Below are 17,798 nucleotides of genomic sequence, written 5' to 3' on the forward strand. Positions count from 1 at the left end.
CCTCAGTTCATCCGGCGATCAGCCGGATTCCGACAGCGCCCGGGTAGAAGGCGAACGCGATGGTCACCGGAAGGACCAGGAAGACCACCGGGACCATCATCGCGACCTCGCGCCGGGCGCCCGACTCGATCAGTTCGCGGCGCCCGGCTTCCCGGATGTCACCGGCCTGCGCCCGCAGTACGTCGGCCAGCGGGGTGCCGCGCTCGAGCGCCACCGCCAGCCCGTCCGCGAAGCGCGAGAGCGCCAGCAACCCAGTGCGATCCGCCAGCGCGTCGAGCGCGCGGACCAATGTCTCTCCCGCCCTGGTCTCCGACAGGACCCGTTTCAGCTCGTTGGCCAGCTCACCCCGGGACGACCGCGCGACGCGGTCGAGGGCAGCAGCCGGACCTTCACCGGCCGCGACCGACAACGCGAGCAACTCGGCCACGGTCGGCAACTCGGCCAGCAGGCGCCGCTCACGCCGCCGTACCTGTGAAGTCAGGTAGGTGTCGCGACCGAGGATCGCGGTGATCCCGAGCACCAGGCAGAACACCAGCAGCGCCACCGGGTCCCCGAGGCCGACCATGGCGGCGACGACCGAGATCACCAGCCCGGCACCGAAGGCGATCGCTCCCCAGAGCAACTGCTCGATCCGGAACTCCTCGACCGTCCGGTCCAGCCCGGCCCGCTGCAGGCGCCGACGAATCGTGTTCGCGCCGCCGAGGATCCGCTCCAGCCGTTGCGCCGCGGACCGCAGCGACGGACCGAACAACCGCAGGATCGCGTAGAACGGCGACCGCGAGTCGATCACGCCGACAAAGACGTCGGGCGCACCGAGATCCCGCAGGTACGGCGAGATCCGCTCGTCCACTGTGGGTTTGCGCAGGAAAGGCAATCGCAGTACGACGATCAGCAGCCCGGCGCCGAGCACCGCGCCGAGGAAGCCGCCGAGCAGCATCGGGCTCATCGCAGCACCCGCTCGGGCTCGGGCAGCCGGCCGATCCGCAGCATCACCCGGTACGCGATCACACAGATCACGGCACCCACGGCGATGATCAGCGCACCGACCGGAGAGTTGTACCGCTGGATGACGTCGCCCTGGAAGGACAGCAACAGCAGCACCAGCCACGGCGCCGCGACCGCGACCCGTGCGCCGTTGACCGACCACGACTGCCGGGACTCGAGCTCGGACCGGGTCCGCGCGTCGTCGCGCAAGAATGACGACAGCGACCGCAGCAACCGGCCGAGGTCGCCACCACCGACCTCGCGCGCGATCCGCAGCGCTTCGACGACACGGTCCCCGACCGGGTCGGCCAGCCGCGCCTTCAAGCGGTCCAGCGACTCGGCGAACCGGCCGGTGGAGGCGTAGTCCGCACCGAACCGCCGGAACGGCTCGCGCAACGGCATCGGCCCGCGCTCGCCTACCTGAGCCAGCGCCTCCGACAACGACAGCCCTGCACGGACCGCCGACGCGATGTTGTCGACCACGTCCGGCCACAGCTCGCGGAACTCGGTCAGCCGCTTCCGGGCCCGCGACCGCACCAGCGCGATCGGCACCCAGCCGGCCATCAGCCCGAACACGACACCGACCGGCAACGTCTTGGACACCGCGAACATCAGCAGGAACGCGACCAGCGCCATGATCACGCAGGCGCCGATGAATGCACCCGGCGTCAACCCTTCGATCCCTGCGCTCGCGAGCAGGTCCCGGCTCTTGCCGCGCAGCCGCCCGTCCGAGCCGGGCACGGACTCGAGCGGCGCCACGAACGCCGCGATGATCAGCAGCAGGCCGACACCGAAGAACAGCCCGATCACGAGCCCCATCAGCTCGCCGCCCCGCGCGGCAACTCGGTGAGCAGCCCGGCCACGTTGTACCCGGCCTGCTGGAACCGCTCCGGATGCGGCAACTGCCCCTCGGCACGCCGCAGGTACCCGTCGTACGTGCTGAACAGGGTCTCGGTCTCGATCGCCTGCTCCTCCAGCCGCCCGGTGACGGCAACGATCTCGCGCACCCGCCGGCGCCCGTCCGCCGCGATACCGAGGTGTACGACGAGATCGACGCAGCCGGCCACCGTCGGCAGCACGAACCGGGAGCCGATGTTCTCGCCGGCCAGCAGCGGCAGCGTGCACATCTTGGTCAGCGCCTCACGCGCCGAGTTCGCATGGATCGTGCACATCCCGGGAAGGCCGCTGTTCAGAGCGAGCAGCAGGTCGAGGCATTCCTCGCCGCGCACCTCGCCGACGATCACCCGGGACGGCCGCATCCGCAGCGACTCCTTCACCAGGTCACGCAGCCGCACCTCACCGGTGCCTTCGAGTCCGGCCTGCCGGGTCTGCATCGACACCCAGTCGGGGATCGGCAGCTTGATCTCGAAGACCTCCTCGCAGCTGATCACCCGCTCGCTGCCGGGGATCGAACCGGCCAATGCGTTCAGCATCGTGGTCTTGCCGGCCTGCGTGCCGCCGGAGACCAGCACATTGAGGCCGACGGCAACCGACGCCTCCAGCACCGCGGCCGCGTGCGGTGTCAGCGAACCGAGCTGGACCAGGTCGGTCAGCCGGGTCGCGCGGACGGTGAACTTGCGGATGTTGATCGCCGCATACCGCTGGGTGATGCCGCCGAGGACGATGTGGACGCGGCTTCCGTCCGGCAGCCGGGCGTCGGTGAACGGCTGCGAGACGTCGATCCGGCGGCCGGTGGTCTTCAGCATCCGCTCGACGAGGTCGCTGACCTCTTCCTCGGTCAGCACGGTCGTGGTCAGCTCGTGCCGGCCTTCGCGGGCGATGAACACCCGGCTGGGCTCGTTGATCCAGATCTCCTCGACGGACGGGTCGTCCAGGTAGCGCTGCAGCGGCCCGAAGCCGGCGACCCGGTCGTGGACCTCGCGGCTGACCGCCTCCAGGTCGCCGATCGGCGGCACCACGCCGCTCAGACTGCGCTCGTCGTACTCCCGGACGACGGTGGCGACGATCGAGTTCACCGCGCCCGGGTCGCGGAGCGGGTCGATGCCTTCGCGGCGCACCACGTCGCGCACCTGGGCGTCGATCAGCTCGATGGCGCCGTTCCAGCTCGAGCGGTGCGCGTCGAGCCTGTCCGCAGTCATCGATCTCCCCGTGTGAGTCCCGTCCGGCGACCACGCTCGGTCACCATGCGGGGACCATCCTTTCAACTCCTGCGCGCCCGGCGCCACCTGTGTCTGCTGCCCTGTGGACAACCGTGACACGCCGTTGGCTCACTCACCGTATCGATCGGGTCACGGCCAGGTCCAGAAAATTGCAGCTTGTTGCAATTCCAGAGTGTTAGCGGTGGACGAGCGTGTGCTCGAAGGAGTAGCGGCTCGCGCGGTACAGGTGGGAGCCGTACTCGACCGGCTGGCCGTGGTCGTCGTACGTGATCCGCGTGGTCGCCAGCAGCGGAGAGCCCGGCTCCTCCGACAGGAGCTTCGCCTGCTCGGGTGTTGCCGGTACGGCGGAGATGGTCTGGTGCGCCACCTTCAGCCGGACTCCCTCAGCTCGCAGCAGCTGGTAGAGACCACGCTCGGCCAGTGTGGCCGGGTCGGTCTCCAGGATCTCCGGCGGCAGCCAGTTGCGCATCAGAGCGAGCGGTTCGCCGTCTGCCCGCCGCAGTCGCTCCAGCCGCAGTACCCGGTCGCCCAGCTCGCATTGCAGTGCAGTGGCAACCTCTGCGGTCGCAGGTGAGATTCCGAAGCGCAGTACGTCGGTTTCGGGCTTACGGTGCGCTGAGGTGAGGTCGTCGTACAGGCTGGTCAGTTCGAGCGAACGGCGTACCTGTCCGGAATTGCCGACCACCTGGGTGCCGACACCGCGTTTGCGGACCAGGAGGCCCTGGTCGACCAGACGGGCGATCGCCTGGCGGACGGTCGGCCGGCTCAGTCCATAGGCCTCGGCCAGATCCACCTCGTTGCTCAGCCGGGACCCGACAGGCAACTCGCCGCCCTGGATGGCCGCCTCCAGCTGCTGCGCCAGCTGCACGTGCAACGGCGTACGGCTGTTCCGATCGACCTGGACCTGGACGGTACTCATGGGCTCATCCTGAAGGGTGGACCGGAATCCGTCGAGCCGGTACCCGAATTTGATCAGACCCGCCCGCCGTAGCGGCGGACGCTGAACAAGGGCCTGACGCCAGGTGAACTTTGCGATCCTGGCGGTCCGGATCGCGGGCACCGGGTTTGGAGCCGTGGTGTGCTGGGGCAGGATGACGGCTTCGCCCACGCCGCCCCGGATCGCTGTCAGCAAGGGAGAACGCATGGAACCGCTTCGCATCGGCATCCTCGGTGCCGCTCGGATCGCCGGCCGGGCCATCGTCGAGCCCGCCAAGCTGACCGGCGCGCGGCTGGTCGCGGTCGCCGCGCGCGACATCGGCCGGGCCGAAGCGTTCGCCGCCGAGCACGGCGTCGAACGGGTCCACGCGTCGTACCAGCAACTGCTGGACGATCCCGAGATCGAAGCGATCTACAACCCGTTGGCGAACGGTCTGCACGGGCCGTGGAACCTGCGGGCCCTTGCCGCAGGCAAGCACGTGCTGACCGAGAAGCCGTCGACCAGCAACGCCACCGAGGCTCTGGAGGTCCGGGACGCCGTCCACTCATCCGGTCTGGTGTTCATGGAGGCGTTCCACTACGCGTACCACCCGGTGATGCGACGGCTGCAGGAGCTCGTCGCCAAGGGCGAGCTGGGCGACCTGCAGACGGTCGAGGCGACCATGGTGATGCCCCCGCCGCCGGAGGACGACCCGCGCTGGTCCCTGCCACTCGCCGGGGGTGCCGTGATGGACGTCGGCTGCTACGCGCTGCACGCACAGCGGATGTTCGCGCCGTACGCCGGTGGCGCGCCGAAGCTCATCAGTGCACGCGCCGGTGAGCGAAAGCGGCTGCCGGGCGTGGACGAATGGCTCAACGCCGACCTGGAGTTCCCGAACGGTGCGACCGGTGTGGTGCGGACCAGCATGGCGGCCGAGAACGTCGAGTTCAGCCTCAAGGTCGTCGGCAGCCGTGGCGAGGCGTTCGCCCCGTTCTACGTGCTTCCGCAGAACGACGACCGGGTGGTCGTGACGACCAAGGAAGACACGTGGGTCGAGCACCTCGGCACACGGACGTCGTACACGTACCAGTTGGAGGCCTTCGCCGGGGCGATCCGCAACGGCGCTCCGCTCCTCACCGACGCCGACGACGCGCTGGCGACGATGGAGCTCATCGACGCCTGCTACGTCGCCGCGGGTATGGCCCCGCGACCGGTCTCCGCGATCTGATCGCTGCGGCCGGCGACCGCGTGTGCGAACGCCTGGATGAACGGGTGTGGGCGTCTGCCGTCGCCGGCCAGCTCCGGCTGGAACAGGCTGGCCAGGTAGAACGGGTGACCCGGCAGCTCGGCGATGCGCGGTTCACCTGCGTCGTCGTACCCGCTGAAGACCATGCCGTGCTCACGCAGTAGGTCGAGCTTGCTGCTGTCCAGGCCGTAGGAGCAGTGGTACCTCTCCATGGAGCGCTCTACACCGAGTAGCTCGGCAGCACGGGTTCCTGGCCGCACCTGCACTCCGCCCTCGTGTCCGTCGAGCGAACACTGCAACGGCACGATCAGGAGCTCGTCAGCATCCGGCGTACTCTCGCCATGCTGTACGCCGGTTGCGCCGCAGACGTTGCGCGCGAACTCGAGCATCGCGTGCTGGAACCCGCCACACGTACCCAGGAACGGGATTTCCTGCTCGCGGGCGATCCGGACCGCGGTCACTGCACCGGCCTCGCTCCGGTACGGGCTGCCGGGCAGCAGCCAGATCCCGTCGAAGCCTTCGAGCGCATCGTCCACGTCATCGCTCGGGACCCAGTAGACGTCGAGATCCAGGTGATCGCGTTCCTCGAGTTCCTTGAGCAGACCGGGGATGCGGGCGTGCGAACGAACATGCGGTGAGCGGTCCCCGACCAGGGCGAGGCGTCCGGAGTAGGCGTTCATGGGTCCATCCTCGGGTCGCGGCGAGCATCAGCGCCAACGATGATCTCTGCATGGTCGATCAGAGATACTGATGCATGTGGATCCTCATCTGCTGCGGACCTTCGTCACCGTCGCCGAGTGCGGATCGTTCTCCGCGGCGGCCTCGCGACTCGGCTACACCCAGTCCGCGGTGTCCCAGCACATCGCCACCCTGGAGAGCGACCTCGGTACGCCGTTGCTCCGCCGACGGCCCGTCGTACCGACACCAGCGGGCGAGCGCCTGCTCGAACACGCCGGTCCGATCCTGCTCCGGCTGGACGCGGCCCGCGCCGACGTACGCCGTACTGTCGCGGATCCGCCCAGCACCCTCACGCTCGCCGCGTCTCCCCTGGCGGCCCGGTCACTTGCGACGGCGTTGGCCGAGGTACGACGTGCTTATCCCGGCACCGAGACCTCGCTGACCGTCTGCGGGCGCGACGAGGTCGTCGCGGGTATCGCCGCCGGCAGCTTCACGCTCGGTCTCGTGGACGGCATCGCCACTCCCACCGATCCTCTCAACCTGACCAACGCCGTACAGCTCCGCACCACTTCGGTGGCCCACGACACCCTGGTCGTAGCCCTGCCCACTACCCACCCACTGGCCCGCCATGGTCGTGGCCTCTCGCTTGGCGATCTCGCAGACGCGCGGTGGATCGACGCCCCCGACCTCGCCGCCCCACTGGCGACATTGCGCGCCGCGGCCGGCTCCGACGCGCTACGCCCGGCCTTCACCTACAACGGCACCGACCTCCACACGCTCCTCACCCTGATCGGCTCCGGCCACGGCCTAGCGGTCCTCCCCCGCTCAGCAGTCACACCGGACCTCGCGGCCGTCCCACTCGCCACGCCACGCCTGGTGCATCGAACCGAGCTCCTGCACGGCCATCTCTCCGACCCCGCAGCAGAAGCCGTGGCCACCGCCCTCTCAGACCACGAGTAGTTGCTCCAGGCCACCACGCGTCATCATCCGATCAAGCACCCCGACAGCTTCCCGCTCGGCAAAGACCGCATGGTCGGCATCCTCCGGGTCGATCGCCTCACAGATCGCGTTGTACGTCCAGTTGAGCCAGCCGGTGATCGCGACCGCGAACGACTCCAGCCCCAGCTTCGGCCACTCCCGCACCTCGCCGTACCCGTCCCGGAAGGCCAACAGCCCACGCTGGTTGACTTCCGGCCGCATCAGCCAGTGCGTCAGCACTGAGCCGAGCTCTAGCTCGGGGCTGAGCGATCCGGCGAAGTCCCACTCCATCACGGTGAGCTGTCCGTCGCGTCCCTGGCGAACACTCTCCGGGTTCAGGTTGCGGTTGCAGAGCATCAGTTCGTCGGGCGCGTCGAGCTCGATCGCCAGCAGCTCGCGGATCGCCGGCAGGCGTGCGTCGAGTTGCTCGGCCCATGGTTTGCGGGCCGCACGCGCACGACCGAGCAGGTGCTGCCAGTCGTCCTCTGAGCGGCGGAACGCCAGGTAGCCGTGGATAGGCTCGGCGCTCGGGATGGCCAACGCGTGCAACGTCCCGAACAGAGCACCCGCTCGACGAGCCATCGCCGTCGACACCGGCAGCACTGGCGCCGTTCCGACCTCGAGCCACTCGTGTACGCGCCAGTTCTCGCCACGCACCTTCTCGATCAGGCGTCCGTGCGGACTGATCGCCGCGGCCGGCGCGGCTACTCCCGCCGCGACAGCAGCCTCACGGAGCCGGGCGCCGAGCTGGGCTTGCTCGTTCGTGATCCAGTCGTAGACGGTGACGGCCAGCCACCGCCCGCGGTCGGTGGTGAGGTCCCAGCAGCGCCCCATCGCAGTGAACAACACGGGTTTCGCCGGCCCGGTCAACGTCCCCAGGTCGAACGCTTCGGCAAGCTCCTCGGCCAGGCCGGCAGGAGCCGTGGGCGCGTCCGCGACCCGGCGCTCGACCTCGGCTTTCAACGCCGGCCAGTCGCGTACGCCGTACTCCGCGGCCAGCGCGCGTTGCGCTTCCGCGAGCGAGGCGTCCGGCTTGGACTCCCGCAGTACCGCGAGGAGATCCTTCGCTTCCTTGCGCAGGTACTCGATGCTGGGCCGATCAGGCAGCAGTCTCACAATGCGTCCTCTCGCACCCGGACTCGCACGGGTCTCAAGAGAGCGTCATCGACCGCACTCAGCTTCGGAAATCGAGGTGGCTTCCAGCCTTCCGGCGAGTCTCGGCGCGCCCTCGAACGCACCAGCGAGGCTACCCAGCTCCGACCCCGACGGTCAACGGTGACGGTGACCTACGTCGGCCCGCCCGGGACCGCAGTCCCCGGGGAACTGCGGTCCGGACGCTACTTCTGCCCGTGCTTGGTGGACGGGATGGTCGAACTGTCGCTCGGGTTGGGTTTCGGCCGTTTGGGTTGCTTGGGCTTGCGGACTTCACGTCCGCCTTTGTTCTTGGACATGACGCACACTCCGGGGCTTCACGATCGCGAGCTGAGGACGGGCCGACGGCCCTGCTACGCCGCGGTACTCCTCATGCCCCGGGGGTCACCTTCGACGCTACACCCAATGCGCCGATCAGTCGTGGGTCGGGAAGCCCAGGTTGATCCCGCCGTGGGACGGGTCCAGCCAGCGCGACGTGACCACCTTGCCGCGGGTGAAGAAGTGCACCCCTTCGGTCCCGTGGGCGTGGGTGTCACCGAACAGCGAGTTCTTCCAGCCGCCGAACGAGTAGTACGCCATCGGCACCGGGATCGGGACGTTGATCCCGACCATCCCGACCTCCACCTCGTTCTGGAACCGGCGCGCCGCTCCGCCGTCGTTGGTGAAGATCGCCGTCCCGTTCCCGTACGGGTTCGAGTTCACCAGCTCGAGCGCTTCGTCGTACGACGGCGTACGCAGCACCGAGAGCACCGGGCCGAAGATCTCGTCGGTGTAGATCGACATCTCGGGCGTCACCTTGTCGAACAGCGTCGGGCCTAGCCAGAAGCCGTCGGCCGCCCCGTCGAAGTCACCCCCGCGACCGTCGACCACCAACTCCGCGCCGGCCTCGACCCCGGCCGCGACGTACCCGGCGACCTTGTCCCGGTGCTCGCCGGTCACCAAGGGGCCCATGTCGCAACCGCGCGTGCCGTCGCCGGTCTTCAGCTTGCCCATCCGCTCCTTGATCTTGCCGATCAGCTCGTCCGCGATCGGCTCGACCGCGACCAGAGCGGAGATCGCCATGCACCGCTCACCCGCCGACCCGAACCCGGCGTTCACGGCGGCATCGGCCGCGAGGTCCAGGTCCGCGTCCGGCAGCACGATCATGTGGTTCTTCGCGCCGCCGAGGGCCTGCACACGCTTGCCGTTGCGGGTGCCGTTCTCGTAGACGTACTTCGCGATCGGCGTCGACCCGACGAACGACACCGACTTGACGTCCGGGTGCTCGAGCAGCCGGTCGACCGCCTCCTTGTCACCGTGCACGACGTTCACGACGCCGTCCGGCATTCCGGCCTCCTTCCACAGCTCGGCCATCGCGTTCGCCGCGGACGGGTCCTTCTCGGACGGTTTGATCACCACACTGTTGCCACAGGCAACCGCGATCGGAACGAACCACATCGGCACCATGGCCGGGAAGTTGAACGGCGAGATCACCGCGCTGACGCCGAGCGGCTGCCGGATCGAGTACACGTCGACCTTGGTCGAGACGCCCTCGCTGTACCCGCCCTTGAGCAGATGCGGGATCCCGCAGGCGAACTCGATCACCTCGAGGCCGCGGGTCACCTCGCCGATCGCGTCGGACAGCACCTTGCCGTGCTCGGCGGTGATCAGCTGCGCGATCCGCTCCTTGTCGCGGTTCACCAGCTCGCGGTAGGCGAACAGGACCTGGGCGCGCTTCGTCAGCGACGTCTGCCCCCAGGCCTTCGACGCCTCGTGAGCGACCTTGACGACCTCGTCGACCGTGGCCGCCGACGCCAGATCCAGCTCGCCCGTGACCTGGCCGGTCGCGGGGTTGTAGACCTTGCTGGTCCGCTCGGCCACGCCGGTCCACGAGCTGCCGCCGACGAGGTGGGTGATGCGCTTGCTGTCAGTACTCACGATGTTTCCTCACTGCTGGTGGTGTTTCCTGCTTCATCCGAGGACCTCGCCGCGGTCGGCCAAGGCAACGTCGACGGGCTTGCCGGTGCCCAACGACTCCAGCCCGGCCTCGCAGACGGCCGCCGCGGCGTAGCCGTCCCAGGCGCTCGGGCCGTCGATCTCACCGCGCACGGTGGCGTCGACCCAGCGTTGCACCTCGATGTCGTACGCCTGCTCGAACCGAACCCGGAAGTCGGCCGGCATTGTGCCGCCCCACTGCTGGCCGGCTCGGGTGAAGACGCCGGACCCGAGACCGATCGTCGCGCTGCCGCGCTCGGCCACCGCCTCACACCTGACCTCGTACCCGACCTGGAAGTTCACGAACACCTCCACGTCGGCCAGCGCCCCGTTCGCCAGCTCGAACACGGCCAGCTGCGGATCGAGTACGCCGTCCGCGACGAGACTCGTCGGCGTCGGGGTGTGCACGGTGATCCGGGTGATCTCCTCGCCGAACAGCCACCGCGCGACGTCGACCTCGTGCACCATCGAGTCCCGGACGATCATCTCGCTCCGGAACGTCGGCGAGGCCGACTTGTTCCGGTGCACGTTGTGCAGCAGCAGCGTCCGCCCGAGGTCGCCGGAGTCGAGCAGTTGCTTCAAAGCGGCGTACTCCGGGTCGAATCGCCGCATGAACCCGACCTGGATCAGCTGTCGTCCGAGCTTGTGTTCGGCCTCGACCACGCGCAACGCCGACGCCGCGTCCATCGTCAACGGCTTCTCGCACAGCACGGGCTTCCCGTGCTCCAGACAGGCGAACAACTGGTCCGCATGTGCGAACCCCGGCGACGCCAGGATCACCGCGTCGACGTCGTCGGCCGCGATCAGCTCCATCGGATCCTCGACCACGCGAACAGTCTCCGCGTACGCCGTACCGCCCGAGTGTCTCGCCGTACTGGCAGACCCGGCTGTCGACCTTTCCGAGAGCCTGCCGGCGAGCGCCTCGGCCCGGCCCGTATCCGCATCGGAGACCGCGGCCAGGCGTGCACCCGCCGTCTTCCGCACAATGCGTTCGGCGTGGTCGGCGCCCATCACTCCGACGCCGACGATCCCGACCCGCAGCTCGGTCATGTCCCCTCCTGCCCCTTCCGCACATCATCCACGACGACCTCGGGGTTGATCTCCCGCAGCTCGTGGCTCAGCGCTTCCAGCTCGGAACCGCCGGCCATCTCGGTCGTCAGCTCCTCCAGCGTGATGTCCGACCGGTGCGTGTCGAGCGCCACCCGGCCGAGCTTCAGGACGACGAAGTGGTTGCCGACCAGGTACGCGTGGTGCGGGTTGTGGGTGATGAAGATGACCCCGATCCCGGCGTCGCGGGCCTTCACGACATACTTCAGCACCACCCCCGACTGGTTCACGCCGAGCGCGGCGGTCGGCTCGTCGAGGATGAGGACCTTGGCGCCGAAGTGAATCGCCCGCGCAATCGCCACACACTGCCGCTGACCGCCGGACAGCTTGCCGACCGGCTGCTCGAGATCGGGGATCGAGATCCCCATCTTGGTCAGCTCCTCCTGCGCGATCCGTTTCATCTTCGCCGCGTCCAGCTGCCGGAACGGCCCCTTGGTGAGCTCGTTGCCGAGGAAGAAGTTCCGCCAGACCGACATCAGCGGAGCCAGCGCCAGGTCCTGGTAGACGGTCGCGATACCGCTGTCGAGGGACTCGCGCGGCGAGCCGAAGTGCCGCTCCTCGCCGTTCACCGACATCCGGCCGGAGGTGTAGTCGTGCAGCCCGGCGATGATCTTGATCAGCGTCGACTTGCCCGCCCCGTTGTCACCGAGCACGCAGGTGATCTCACCCTGCCGCACCGACAGCGACACCCCGCGCAGCGCCTGGATGTTGCCGTAGCTCTTGCCGACGTCCTCGAGCAGCACGATCGGTGTGTTCGGACTGGTCGTCGCGTCGTCCGCGAACGATTCCGTGGTGGTCATCGTGCCTCCGCCCTGTTCTTGACGACGAGATTGACGATGGTGGCCAGCAGCAACATCGCACCCAGGAACGCCTTGAACCAGTCCGGGTTCCAGCCGGCGTACACGACACCGAGCTGGACCATTCCGAAGATCAGCGCGCCGACCGCGCCGCCCACGACGGACCCGTAGCCACCGGTGAGCAGGCATCCGCCGACGACCGCCGCGATGATGTAGAGGAACTCCTTGCCGACGCCTTCACCGGACTGCACGACACCGTTGGAGTTGAACAACAGCTGCATGCCGGTGAACCAGGCAAAGAATCCGACCACCATGAACAGCCCGATCTTGACCTTCTTGACCGGTACGCCGACGGCCCGCGCGGCCGCCGCGTCGCCGCCGACCGCGAAGATCCAGTTGCCGATCTGGGTCTTCAGCAGCACCCAGGCGGCGATCGCGACGAACACGATCCACCAGACGACGATGATCTTGGTCGTCACGCCGCCGATCTTGAACTCCGACGCGAAGATCGACTTCGCCGCGCCGAACCCGTCCATGTCGCTGATCGAGTTCGACGCGACGGCGCCGGAGGCGAGCCGGGTGACCGCGATGTTCAGGCCCTGCAGGATGAAGAACGTACCCAGCGTCACCAGGAAGCTGGGCAGGCCCGTCCGCATCAGCAGCCAGCCGTTGAACGCGCCGATCGCCAGCGAGAACGCCAGGGCGACGACCATGCCGACCCAGACGTTCACGCTGAACTGGTAGGCGAACAGGCCCGCGGTCAGGCCTGAGGTCGTCACCGCGACGCCGGCCGAGAGGTCGAACTCGCCGCCGATCATCAGCAGCGACACCGGCACCGCCATCACACCGATCAGAGCAGCCTGGTACAGGATCGTGCCGGTGTTGTTGATGTCGCGGAACGGCGGCGCTGCGATCAGGAAGAACACCAGGATCACGGCCGCGCCGACCAGCGACCCGATCTCCGGCCGGCTGAGCAGCCGGGCGCCGAGGGACCGGGCGGAGACGCGGTCGTCAGCCGAGGCGGGTGAGGTGATGGTCGATGCCATGGCGCTACCTCAGCGCGTCCCGGCTTCGGCGTACTTCTGGACCGCCGCGATGTTCGACTTGTCGATGAACGCCGGCCCGGTCAGCGTGGCCTCGCCGCCGCCGATCGTGTCGCCGTTGGTCTTGTAGAGCCAGATCGCGTCGATCGCGAGGTACCCCTGCAGGTACGGCTGCTGGTCGACGGCGAACTGCACGGTGCCGTCCGCGACCGCCTTGGCCATCTCCTTGCTCATGTCGAAGCTGCCGATCTTCGCCGACGACCCGGCGTCCTTGGCCGCCTGGACCGCGGTCAGCGCGATCCCCGCGTTGAGCGCGACCACGTAGTCGGCGCTCTTGTCCGCCTGCAGCTTCGAGGTCAGGGTCGCCTGCGTACCCGGCTGGTCGGTGCCGTTCACGTTGACGTTCTCGGTGCTTGGCAGCTTGTCCTTGATGCCCTGGCAGCGGGCCTCCAGGCTGACGTTGCCCTGCTCGTGGATGACGCAGATGACCTTTTTCGCGCCGAGCTGCTTGAGCTTGTCACCGGTCGCCTGGCCGGCGATCCGCTCGTCCTGACCGAAGTACCCGAGCGCGCCGGTGGTCTTCCACTGGTCCAGCCCGCCGTTGAGGATCGTCACCGGAATACCGGCCGCGATCGCCTTCTTGACGTTCGGGATCACGGCGTCCGGCTTGTTCAGCGTGACGGCGATGCCGTCGACCTTGGAGTCGATCGCGGTCTGCACGAGGTTCGCCTGGGCCGCGCCGTCCGGGTCGGCGGAGTACTGCAGCTCGATGTTGTCCTTCTTCGCGGCCGCCTCGGCCCCGCGCCGCACGATGTCCCAGAAGGTGTCGCCGGGACCCGAGTGGGTGATCATGGCGACCTTCATCCGCGGCGTGTCCGCGACGTTGCCGCCGCTGTTGCCGGAGCTTTCCTCCTTCTGCTTGCCGCCGGAGGAGCTGCACGCGGCCAGAGCCGCGGCGAGCGCGACAGCCGCGACCGCGGCCCCCGCCTTCTTCTGCCACCGAACCATGACTTGCTACCAGCCTTTCAGGTGTTCCGCGACTCCGCGGACTTGCGTGGGACCCGAGAGTGTCACACTCCCGTGGCCGTCATCTCGATGAAGCACCCCCAGACGCAGTGAGATACGCCAACGTCCGCGCCGCGATCGGCAGCGGTACGTCGGGCGCACACGGGTACATGTCCTGCTCGACGATCGCGAACACGTCGGCGTCGAGCGCGGCCAGCGCATCGAGGACCGGCGGCAGCTCGGGTACGCCGTTGGGCGGCTCGCACATCACGCCCCGCCGTACCGCCTCGTCCATGCTCAGGCCCTCGGCCTCGACCTCCGCCAGGATCTTCGGATCGACCTGCTTCAGGTGGACGTAGCCGATCCGGTCCGGGTACTTCCGGATCAGCTCGAGGTTGTCGCCGCCGCAGTAGCTGATGTGGCCGGTGTCGAGGCACAGGTTCACGAAGTCGCTGTCGGTCTCCTCGAGGAAGCGCTCGACGGTGTCCTGCGTGTCGACATGTCCGTCCGCGTGCGGGTGGTACTGCGTCAGCAGCCCGAACTCCTCCGCCAGGCGGCGACCCAGCTCGGTCACCGCCAGCCCGTGTCTGGCCTGCCCCTCGTGGTCCAGCCGCTCCTCGACGATCTTGCCGTTGTCACCACGCCACATCGACGGCATCACGACGAGGTGCTTCGCGCCCATCGCGGCCGTCAACTCGGCTGTCTTGGCGACATCGCGCCACGTCGCCTCCCACCCGTCGGGGCGATGCAACTGCTCGAACGTCGTACCGGCGGTCATCGTCAGACCACGCTGGTCGAGCTCGTCCTTCAACCTGACCGGGTCGGTCGGGAGGTACCCGTACGGACCGAGCTCGATCCGCGTGTACCCGGCCTCGGCCACCTCGTCGAGGAACTGCGTCCACGGCGTCTGCCGCGGGTCGTCGGCGAACCAGACTCCCCACGAGTCAGGCGCCGTACCGATGTCGACTCTGCCCATCAGCGATCCCCTTCGGCCGGAGTCAGGTACGGACGCTGGGCCTTCTTGCTCTCCTCGTACGTCGCGGCCGCGGCCTGTGTGGACTGCAGCTCCGACACCTCGCTGACCGGAACGTCCCACCAGGAGTCGCTGTCCGGACCGCCGACCAACGGGTCGGTCGTGACCTGGATCGCGATCGGTCCGGTGGCTGCCTTCGCGGTCTGGATCGCCTTCTCCAGCTCGGGCCGGCTGTGCACGTCGATCACGTCGACACCGAAGCTGCGCACATTCGCCGCGAGGTCGACCGGCAGGTAGTCGCCGTCGAGCCGGCCGTCGCCGGTGCGCTTGCGGTACGCCGTCCCGAAGCGCTGGGAACCGAGCGACTCCGAGAGCGCGCCGATCGACGCGAAGCCGTGGTTCTGCACCAGGACCACGATGATTTTGATGTTCTCCTGGACTGCGGTGGCCAGCTCGCTGGACATCATCAGGTACGACCCGTCGCCGACCAAGACGAACACGTCGCGATCCGGTGCGCCGAGCCGCACACCGAGCCCGCCGGCGATCTCGTATCCCATGCAGGAGAAGCCATATTCGACGTGGTATCCCTTCGGATCGCGCGGCCGCCACAGTTTGTGGAGGTCACCCGGCATCGAGCCGGCCGCGCAGACAACCACATCAGACGCCGCCGACAATTCGTTGACGGCGCCGATCACCTCGCCCTGGGTGAGCAGTCCTTCGGCCAGTTTCGCGGTCACCTCAGCGGAGGGCCGGAAAACTGCGTCTACAGTTCCGTTCCAGTTCCTTGTGAGTTCCTGTGCCTCGGCTGTGTACTGGTCGTCCACGGACCACTCGCCGAGCGCAGATCCCAACGAAACAAGGGCTTCCCGCGCATCGGCCACCACCGGGAGGCCGGCATGCTTACCACTGTCGAATCGCGCCACGTTGATGTTCAGGAACCGGACCCGCGGATTCTGGAAGGCTGTCCGCGACGCCGTCGTGAAGTCGCTGTAGCGGGTGCCGATCCCGATCACCAGGTCCGCGTCACGAGCCAGCGCGTTGGCTGCCGTGGTCCCGGTCGACCCCACCGCGCCGACCGCCTGCGGGTGATCGTAGGCCAGAGAGCCCTTACCTGCTTGGGTTTCCGACACCGGGATGCCGGTACGTTCGGCAAACTCGCGCAGCGCTTCCTCTGCTCCCGAATAGTGCACACCGCCGCCGGCGACGATCAGCGGTCGCTGCGCGGACCGTAGGAGATCTGCCGCCTTGTCGACAATTGATGCCTCCGGCAAGGGGCGTGCAACGTACCAGGTGCGCTCGACGAAGAGCTCTTCCGGCCAGTCGTACGCCTCGGCCTGGACGTCCTGCGGCAAGGCCAGCGTCACCGCGCCAGTCTCGACCGGATCGGTCAGCACCCGCATCGCGTTCATCAGTGCCGAGGGCAACTGTTCGGGCCGCCAGATGCGGTCGAAGTACTTCGACACCGGGCGGAACGCGTCGTTGACCGACACGTCACCGGCGCCGAAGCTCTCCAGCTCCTGCAGCACGGGTGTCGCCACCCGGGTCGCGAACACATCCGAAGGGAGGATCAGCACCGGTAGCCGGTTGATCGTCGCGAGGGCCGCACCGGTCACCATGTTGGTCGAGCCCGGGCCGATGCTTGCCGTGCAGGCATAGGTCTGGAGTCGGTCACGGGTCCGCGCGAAGGCGACGGCGGTGTGCACCATCGCCTGCTCGTTGCGGGCCAGGATGTACGGCAACGCCTTCGGGTCCTCGAGCTCGGACTGCAGCAACGCCTGGCCGACCCCGGCCACGTTGCCGTGGCCGAAGATGCCCAGTGACCCGGCGATCAACCGCTGCCGACGGCCGTCACGCTCCGAGTACTGGACGCTCAGGAATCGCACCAGGGCCTGCGCGACCGTGAGACGCACCGTCATGACTCATCTCCTGTTCGTCCGAAAGGTAGGCGCGGATCAAGATGCTGGGAGTTCCACAGGTCGCGGACCCAGGCGTGCTGCGGATCGTCGGTGATCAGCCACTGACGCTCGGTGCCGGGTCCGGCCATCACATTGAGGTAGTACATGTCGTAGCCGGGCGGGGCCATCGCCGGGCCGTGCCAGCCGTGCGGGACGAGCACCACGTCACCGCTGCGGACCTCCGCCAGTACGTCGATCGGACGTTCATCGGTTCCGTAGACCCGTTGGTAGCCGATCGGATCATTGCCCTTGACACCTTCCGGGACGTCGTCCGACAGCTGCAGCTCGAAGTAGTAGATCTCCTCGAGCTCGCTCTCCTTCCCCGGCTTGTGCTCGTCATGCTTGTGCGGTGGGTACGACGACCAGTTGCCGGCCGGCGTGATCACCTCGCAGGCGATGATCGAGTCCGCCTCGAGAACTCCCGGCGTACCGAAGTTGCGGACCTGGCGGGATGCGACACCGGCGCCCCGGAGCTCAGTCTCGACCTCGTCGGGGCCGATCCGCCGGAACGGATGGTCCGTCGCGGCCTTGGCGTGCGGGAACGCGATCCGCGCGCCACCTGCGCTGACCACCGCGAACGTCGAGTTCCGGGGCACGTACGCGAGATCCGTCGGGCCCGCGAACACATCCGCCCGTCCGCCGAGCGGGACGGCTTCGCCGTCGACGATCACCTCGGCCGACCCACTCAACGGAAGGACGATGTACTCACAGTCCCCGGTGTCGATCTCCACCGACTGCCCAGGAAGCAGGGTCCGAACCAGCAAGCCACTGTGATGCCACTCCGCCTCGCCCGGCCGGACCACGAGCTCGAACCCATCGCTCGCGGCGGTCCCGGCCGGCCGAACCCATTCAGTCATTCCAACTGTCCTT

General features: G+C 68.2%; 16 protein-coding genes. 2 read left to right on the forward strand and 14 right to left on the reverse strand.

The window, feature by feature from the left end:
- Positions 1-7: 7 nt before the first annotated feature.
- The 4 genes from EV137_RS13245 to EV137_RS13260 all read right to left on the reverse strand — a co-directional run bounded on the left by EV137_RS13245 (position 8) and on the right by EV137_RS13260 (position 4,023).
- The gene (locus EV137_RS13245; protein ID WP_134001506.1) at positions 8-946 is read right to left on the reverse strand and encodes a type II secretion system F family protein; all 939 of its coding nucleotides are present in this window, start codon (positions 944-946) and stop codon (positions 8-10) included.
- Entirely contained in the window at positions 943-1,803 is an 861-nt protein-coding gene (locus EV137_RS13250) for a type II secretion system F family protein (RefSeq protein WP_134128820.1), read from the reverse strand. The genes EV137_RS13245 and EV137_RS13250 overlap by 4 nt, the downstream gene beginning before the upstream one ends.
- Positions 1,803-3,083: a TadA family conjugal transfer-associated ATPase gene (locus EV137_RS13255; RefSeq protein ID WP_133789801.1), complete on the reverse strand. Its 1,281-nt coding sequence runs from the start codon at positions 3,081-3,083 to the stop codon at positions 1,803-1,805. The genes EV137_RS13250 and EV137_RS13255 overlap by 1 nt, the downstream gene beginning before the upstream one ends.
- 196 nt (positions 3,084-3,279) lie before the next feature.
- A complete protein-coding gene (locus tag EV137_RS13260) occupies positions 3,280-4,023 on the reverse strand; it encodes a GntR family transcriptional regulator (RefSeq protein WP_134001512.1) in 744 nt (247 codons plus the stop codon).
- A 223-nt stretch (positions 4,024-4,246) separates the two neighbouring features.
- Between EV137_RS13260 and EV137_RS13265 the strand changes: the two genes are divergently transcribed.
- Positions 4,247-5,248, forward strand: coding sequence for a Gfo/Idh/MocA family protein (locus tag EV137_RS13265; RefSeq protein ID WP_134128822.1), 1,002 nt, complete (start codon positions 4,247-4,249; stop codon positions 5,246-5,248).
- On the opposite strand, the gene EV137_RS13270 is transcribed toward EV137_RS13265, so the two are convergent.
- Complete coding sequence (locus EV137_RS13270; RefSeq protein ID WP_134128824.1) at positions 5,203-5,946, reverse strand: CTP synthase C-terminal region-related (seleno)protein; 744 nt, start codon at positions 5,944-5,946, stop codon at positions 5,203-5,205. The two genes, EV137_RS13265 and EV137_RS13270, sit on opposite strands and share 46 nt — an antisense overlap.
- 76 nt (positions 5,947-6,022) lie before the next feature.
- On the opposite strand from EV137_RS13270, the gene EV137_RS13275 reads away from it, so the two are divergent.
- On the forward strand, positions 6,023-6,904 hold the full coding sequence (locus EV137_RS13275; protein WP_202870906.1) for a LysR family transcriptional regulator: 882 nt from the start codon (positions 6,023-6,025) through the stop codon (positions 6,902-6,904).
- On the opposite strand, the gene EV137_RS13280 is transcribed toward EV137_RS13275, so the two are convergent.
- The 9 genes from EV137_RS13280 to iolB all read right to left on the reverse strand — a co-directional run bounded on the left by EV137_RS13280 (position 6,890) and on the right by iolB (position 17,785).
- Complete coding sequence (locus EV137_RS13280; RefSeq protein ID WP_134128828.1) at positions 6,890-8,038, reverse strand: hypothetical protein; 1,149 nt, start codon at positions 8,036-8,038, stop codon at positions 6,890-6,892. The genes EV137_RS13275 and EV137_RS13280 overlap by 15 nt on opposite strands.
- A 450-nt stretch (positions 8,039-8,488) precedes the next feature.
- Positions 8,489-9,991: a CoA-acylating methylmalonate-semialdehyde dehydrogenase gene (locus EV137_RS13285; protein WP_134128830.1), complete on the reverse strand. Its 1,503-nt coding sequence runs from the start codon at positions 9,989-9,991 to the stop codon at positions 8,489-8,491.
- A gap of 33 nt (positions 9,992-10,024) precedes the next feature.
- Positions 10,025-11,098 (reverse strand): Gfo/Idh/MocA family protein, encoded by a 1,074-nt coding sequence (locus EV137_RS13290; protein WP_134128832.1) that lies wholly within the window; start codon positions 11,096-11,098, stop codon positions 10,025-10,027.
- The gene (locus EV137_RS13295; RefSeq protein WP_134128834.1) at positions 11,095-11,955 is read right to left on the reverse strand and encodes an ATP-binding cassette domain-containing protein; all 861 of its coding nucleotides are present in this window, start codon (positions 11,953-11,955) and stop codon (positions 11,095-11,097) included. Before EV137_RS13295 ends, EV137_RS13290 begins: the two co-directional genes overlap by 4 nt.
- Positions 11,952-12,998, reverse strand: a complete 1,047-nt coding sequence (locus tag EV137_RS13300; protein ID WP_134128836.1) for an ABC transporter permease — start codon at positions 12,996-12,998, stop codon at positions 11,952-11,954. Before EV137_RS13300 ends, EV137_RS13295 begins: the two co-directional genes overlap by 4 nt.
- Before the next feature lie 9 nt (positions 12,999-13,007).
- The gene (locus EV137_RS13305; protein WP_134001530.1) at positions 13,008-14,003 is read right to left on the reverse strand and encodes a sugar ABC transporter substrate-binding protein; all 996 of its coding nucleotides are present in this window, start codon (positions 14,001-14,003) and stop codon (positions 13,008-13,010) included.
- Positions 14,004-14,082: 79 nt separating this feature from the next.
- Complete coding sequence (locus EV137_RS13310; protein WP_134128838.1) at positions 14,083-14,976, reverse strand: TIM barrel protein; 894 nt, start codon at positions 14,974-14,976, stop codon at positions 14,083-14,085.
- Positions 14,976-16,889 (reverse strand): 3D-(3,5/4)-trihydroxycyclohexane-1,2-dione acylhydrolase (decyclizing), encoded by a 1,914-nt coding sequence (gene iolD, locus EV137_RS13315; protein WP_134128840.1) that lies wholly within the window; start codon positions 16,887-16,889, stop codon positions 14,976-14,978. Before iolD ends, EV137_RS13310 begins: the two co-directional genes overlap by 1 nt.
- The gene (gene iolB / locus EV137_RS13320; RefSeq protein ID WP_134128842.1) at positions 16,886-17,785 is read right to left on the reverse strand and encodes a 5-deoxy-glucuronate isomerase; all 900 of its coding nucleotides are present in this window, start codon (positions 17,783-17,785) and stop codon (positions 16,886-16,888) included. Before iolB ends, iolD begins: the two co-directional genes overlap by 4 nt.
- Between the last annotated feature and the right edge of the window lie 13 nt (positions 17,786-17,798).

This window comes from Kribbella pratensis, from assembly GCF_004366075.1.
GTDB lineage: Bacteria > Actinomycetota > Actinomycetes > Propionibacteriales > Kribbellaceae > Kribbella > Kribbella pratensis.

Bases quoted from the DNA above. Each gene is read 5' to 3' on its own strand.
- EV137_RS13300 (WP_134128836.1), bottom strand. From the start codon at position 12,998: ATGGCATCGACCATCACCTCACCCGCCTCGGCTGACGACCGCGTCTCC.
- iolD (WP_134128840.1), bottom strand. From the start codon at position 16,889: ATGACGGTGCGTCTCACGGTCGCGCAGGCCCTGGTGCGATTCCTGAGC.
- EV137_RS13260 (WP_134001512.1), bottom strand. From the start codon at position 4,023: ATGAGTACCGTCCAGGTCCAGGTCGATCGGAACAGCCGTACGCCGTTG.
- EV137_RS13290 (WP_134128832.1), bottom strand. From the start codon at position 11,098: ATGACCGAGCTGCGGGTCGGGATCGTCGGCGTCGGAGTGATGGGCGCC.
- EV137_RS13255 (WP_133789801.1), bottom strand. From the start codon at position 3,083: ATGACTGCGGACAGGCTCGACGCGCACCGCTCGAGCTGGAACGGCGCC.
- EV137_RS13270 (WP_134128824.1), bottom strand. From the start codon at position 5,946: ATGAACGCCTACTCCGGACGCCTCGCCCTGGTCGGGGACCGCTCACCG.
- EV137_RS13265 (WP_134128822.1), top strand. From the start codon at position 4,247: ATGGAACCGCTTCGCATCGGCATCCTCGGTGCCGCTCGGATCGCCGGC.
- EV137_RS13310 (WP_134128838.1), bottom strand. From the start codon at position 14,976: ATGGGCAGAGTCGACATCGGTACGGCGCCTGACTCGTGGGGAGTCTGG.
- EV137_RS13295 (WP_134128834.1), bottom strand. From the start codon at position 11,955: ATGACCACCACGGAATCGTTCGCGGACGACGCGACGACCAGTCCGAAC.
- EV137_RS13305 (WP_134001530.1), bottom strand. From the start codon at position 14,003: ATGGTTCGGTGGCAGAAGAAGGCGGGGGCCGCGGTCGCGGCTGTCGCG.
- iolB (WP_134128842.1), bottom strand. From the start codon at position 17,785: ATGACTGAATGGGTTCGGCCGGCCGGGACCGCCGCGAGCGATGGGTTC.
- EV137_RS13250 (WP_134128820.1), bottom strand. From the start codon at position 1,803: ATGGGGCTCGTGATCGGGCTGTTCTTCGGTGTCGGCCTGCTGCTGATC.
- EV137_RS13245 (WP_134001506.1), bottom strand. From the start codon at position 946: ATGAGCCCGATGCTGCTCGGCGGCTTCCTCGGCGCGGTGCTCGGCGCC.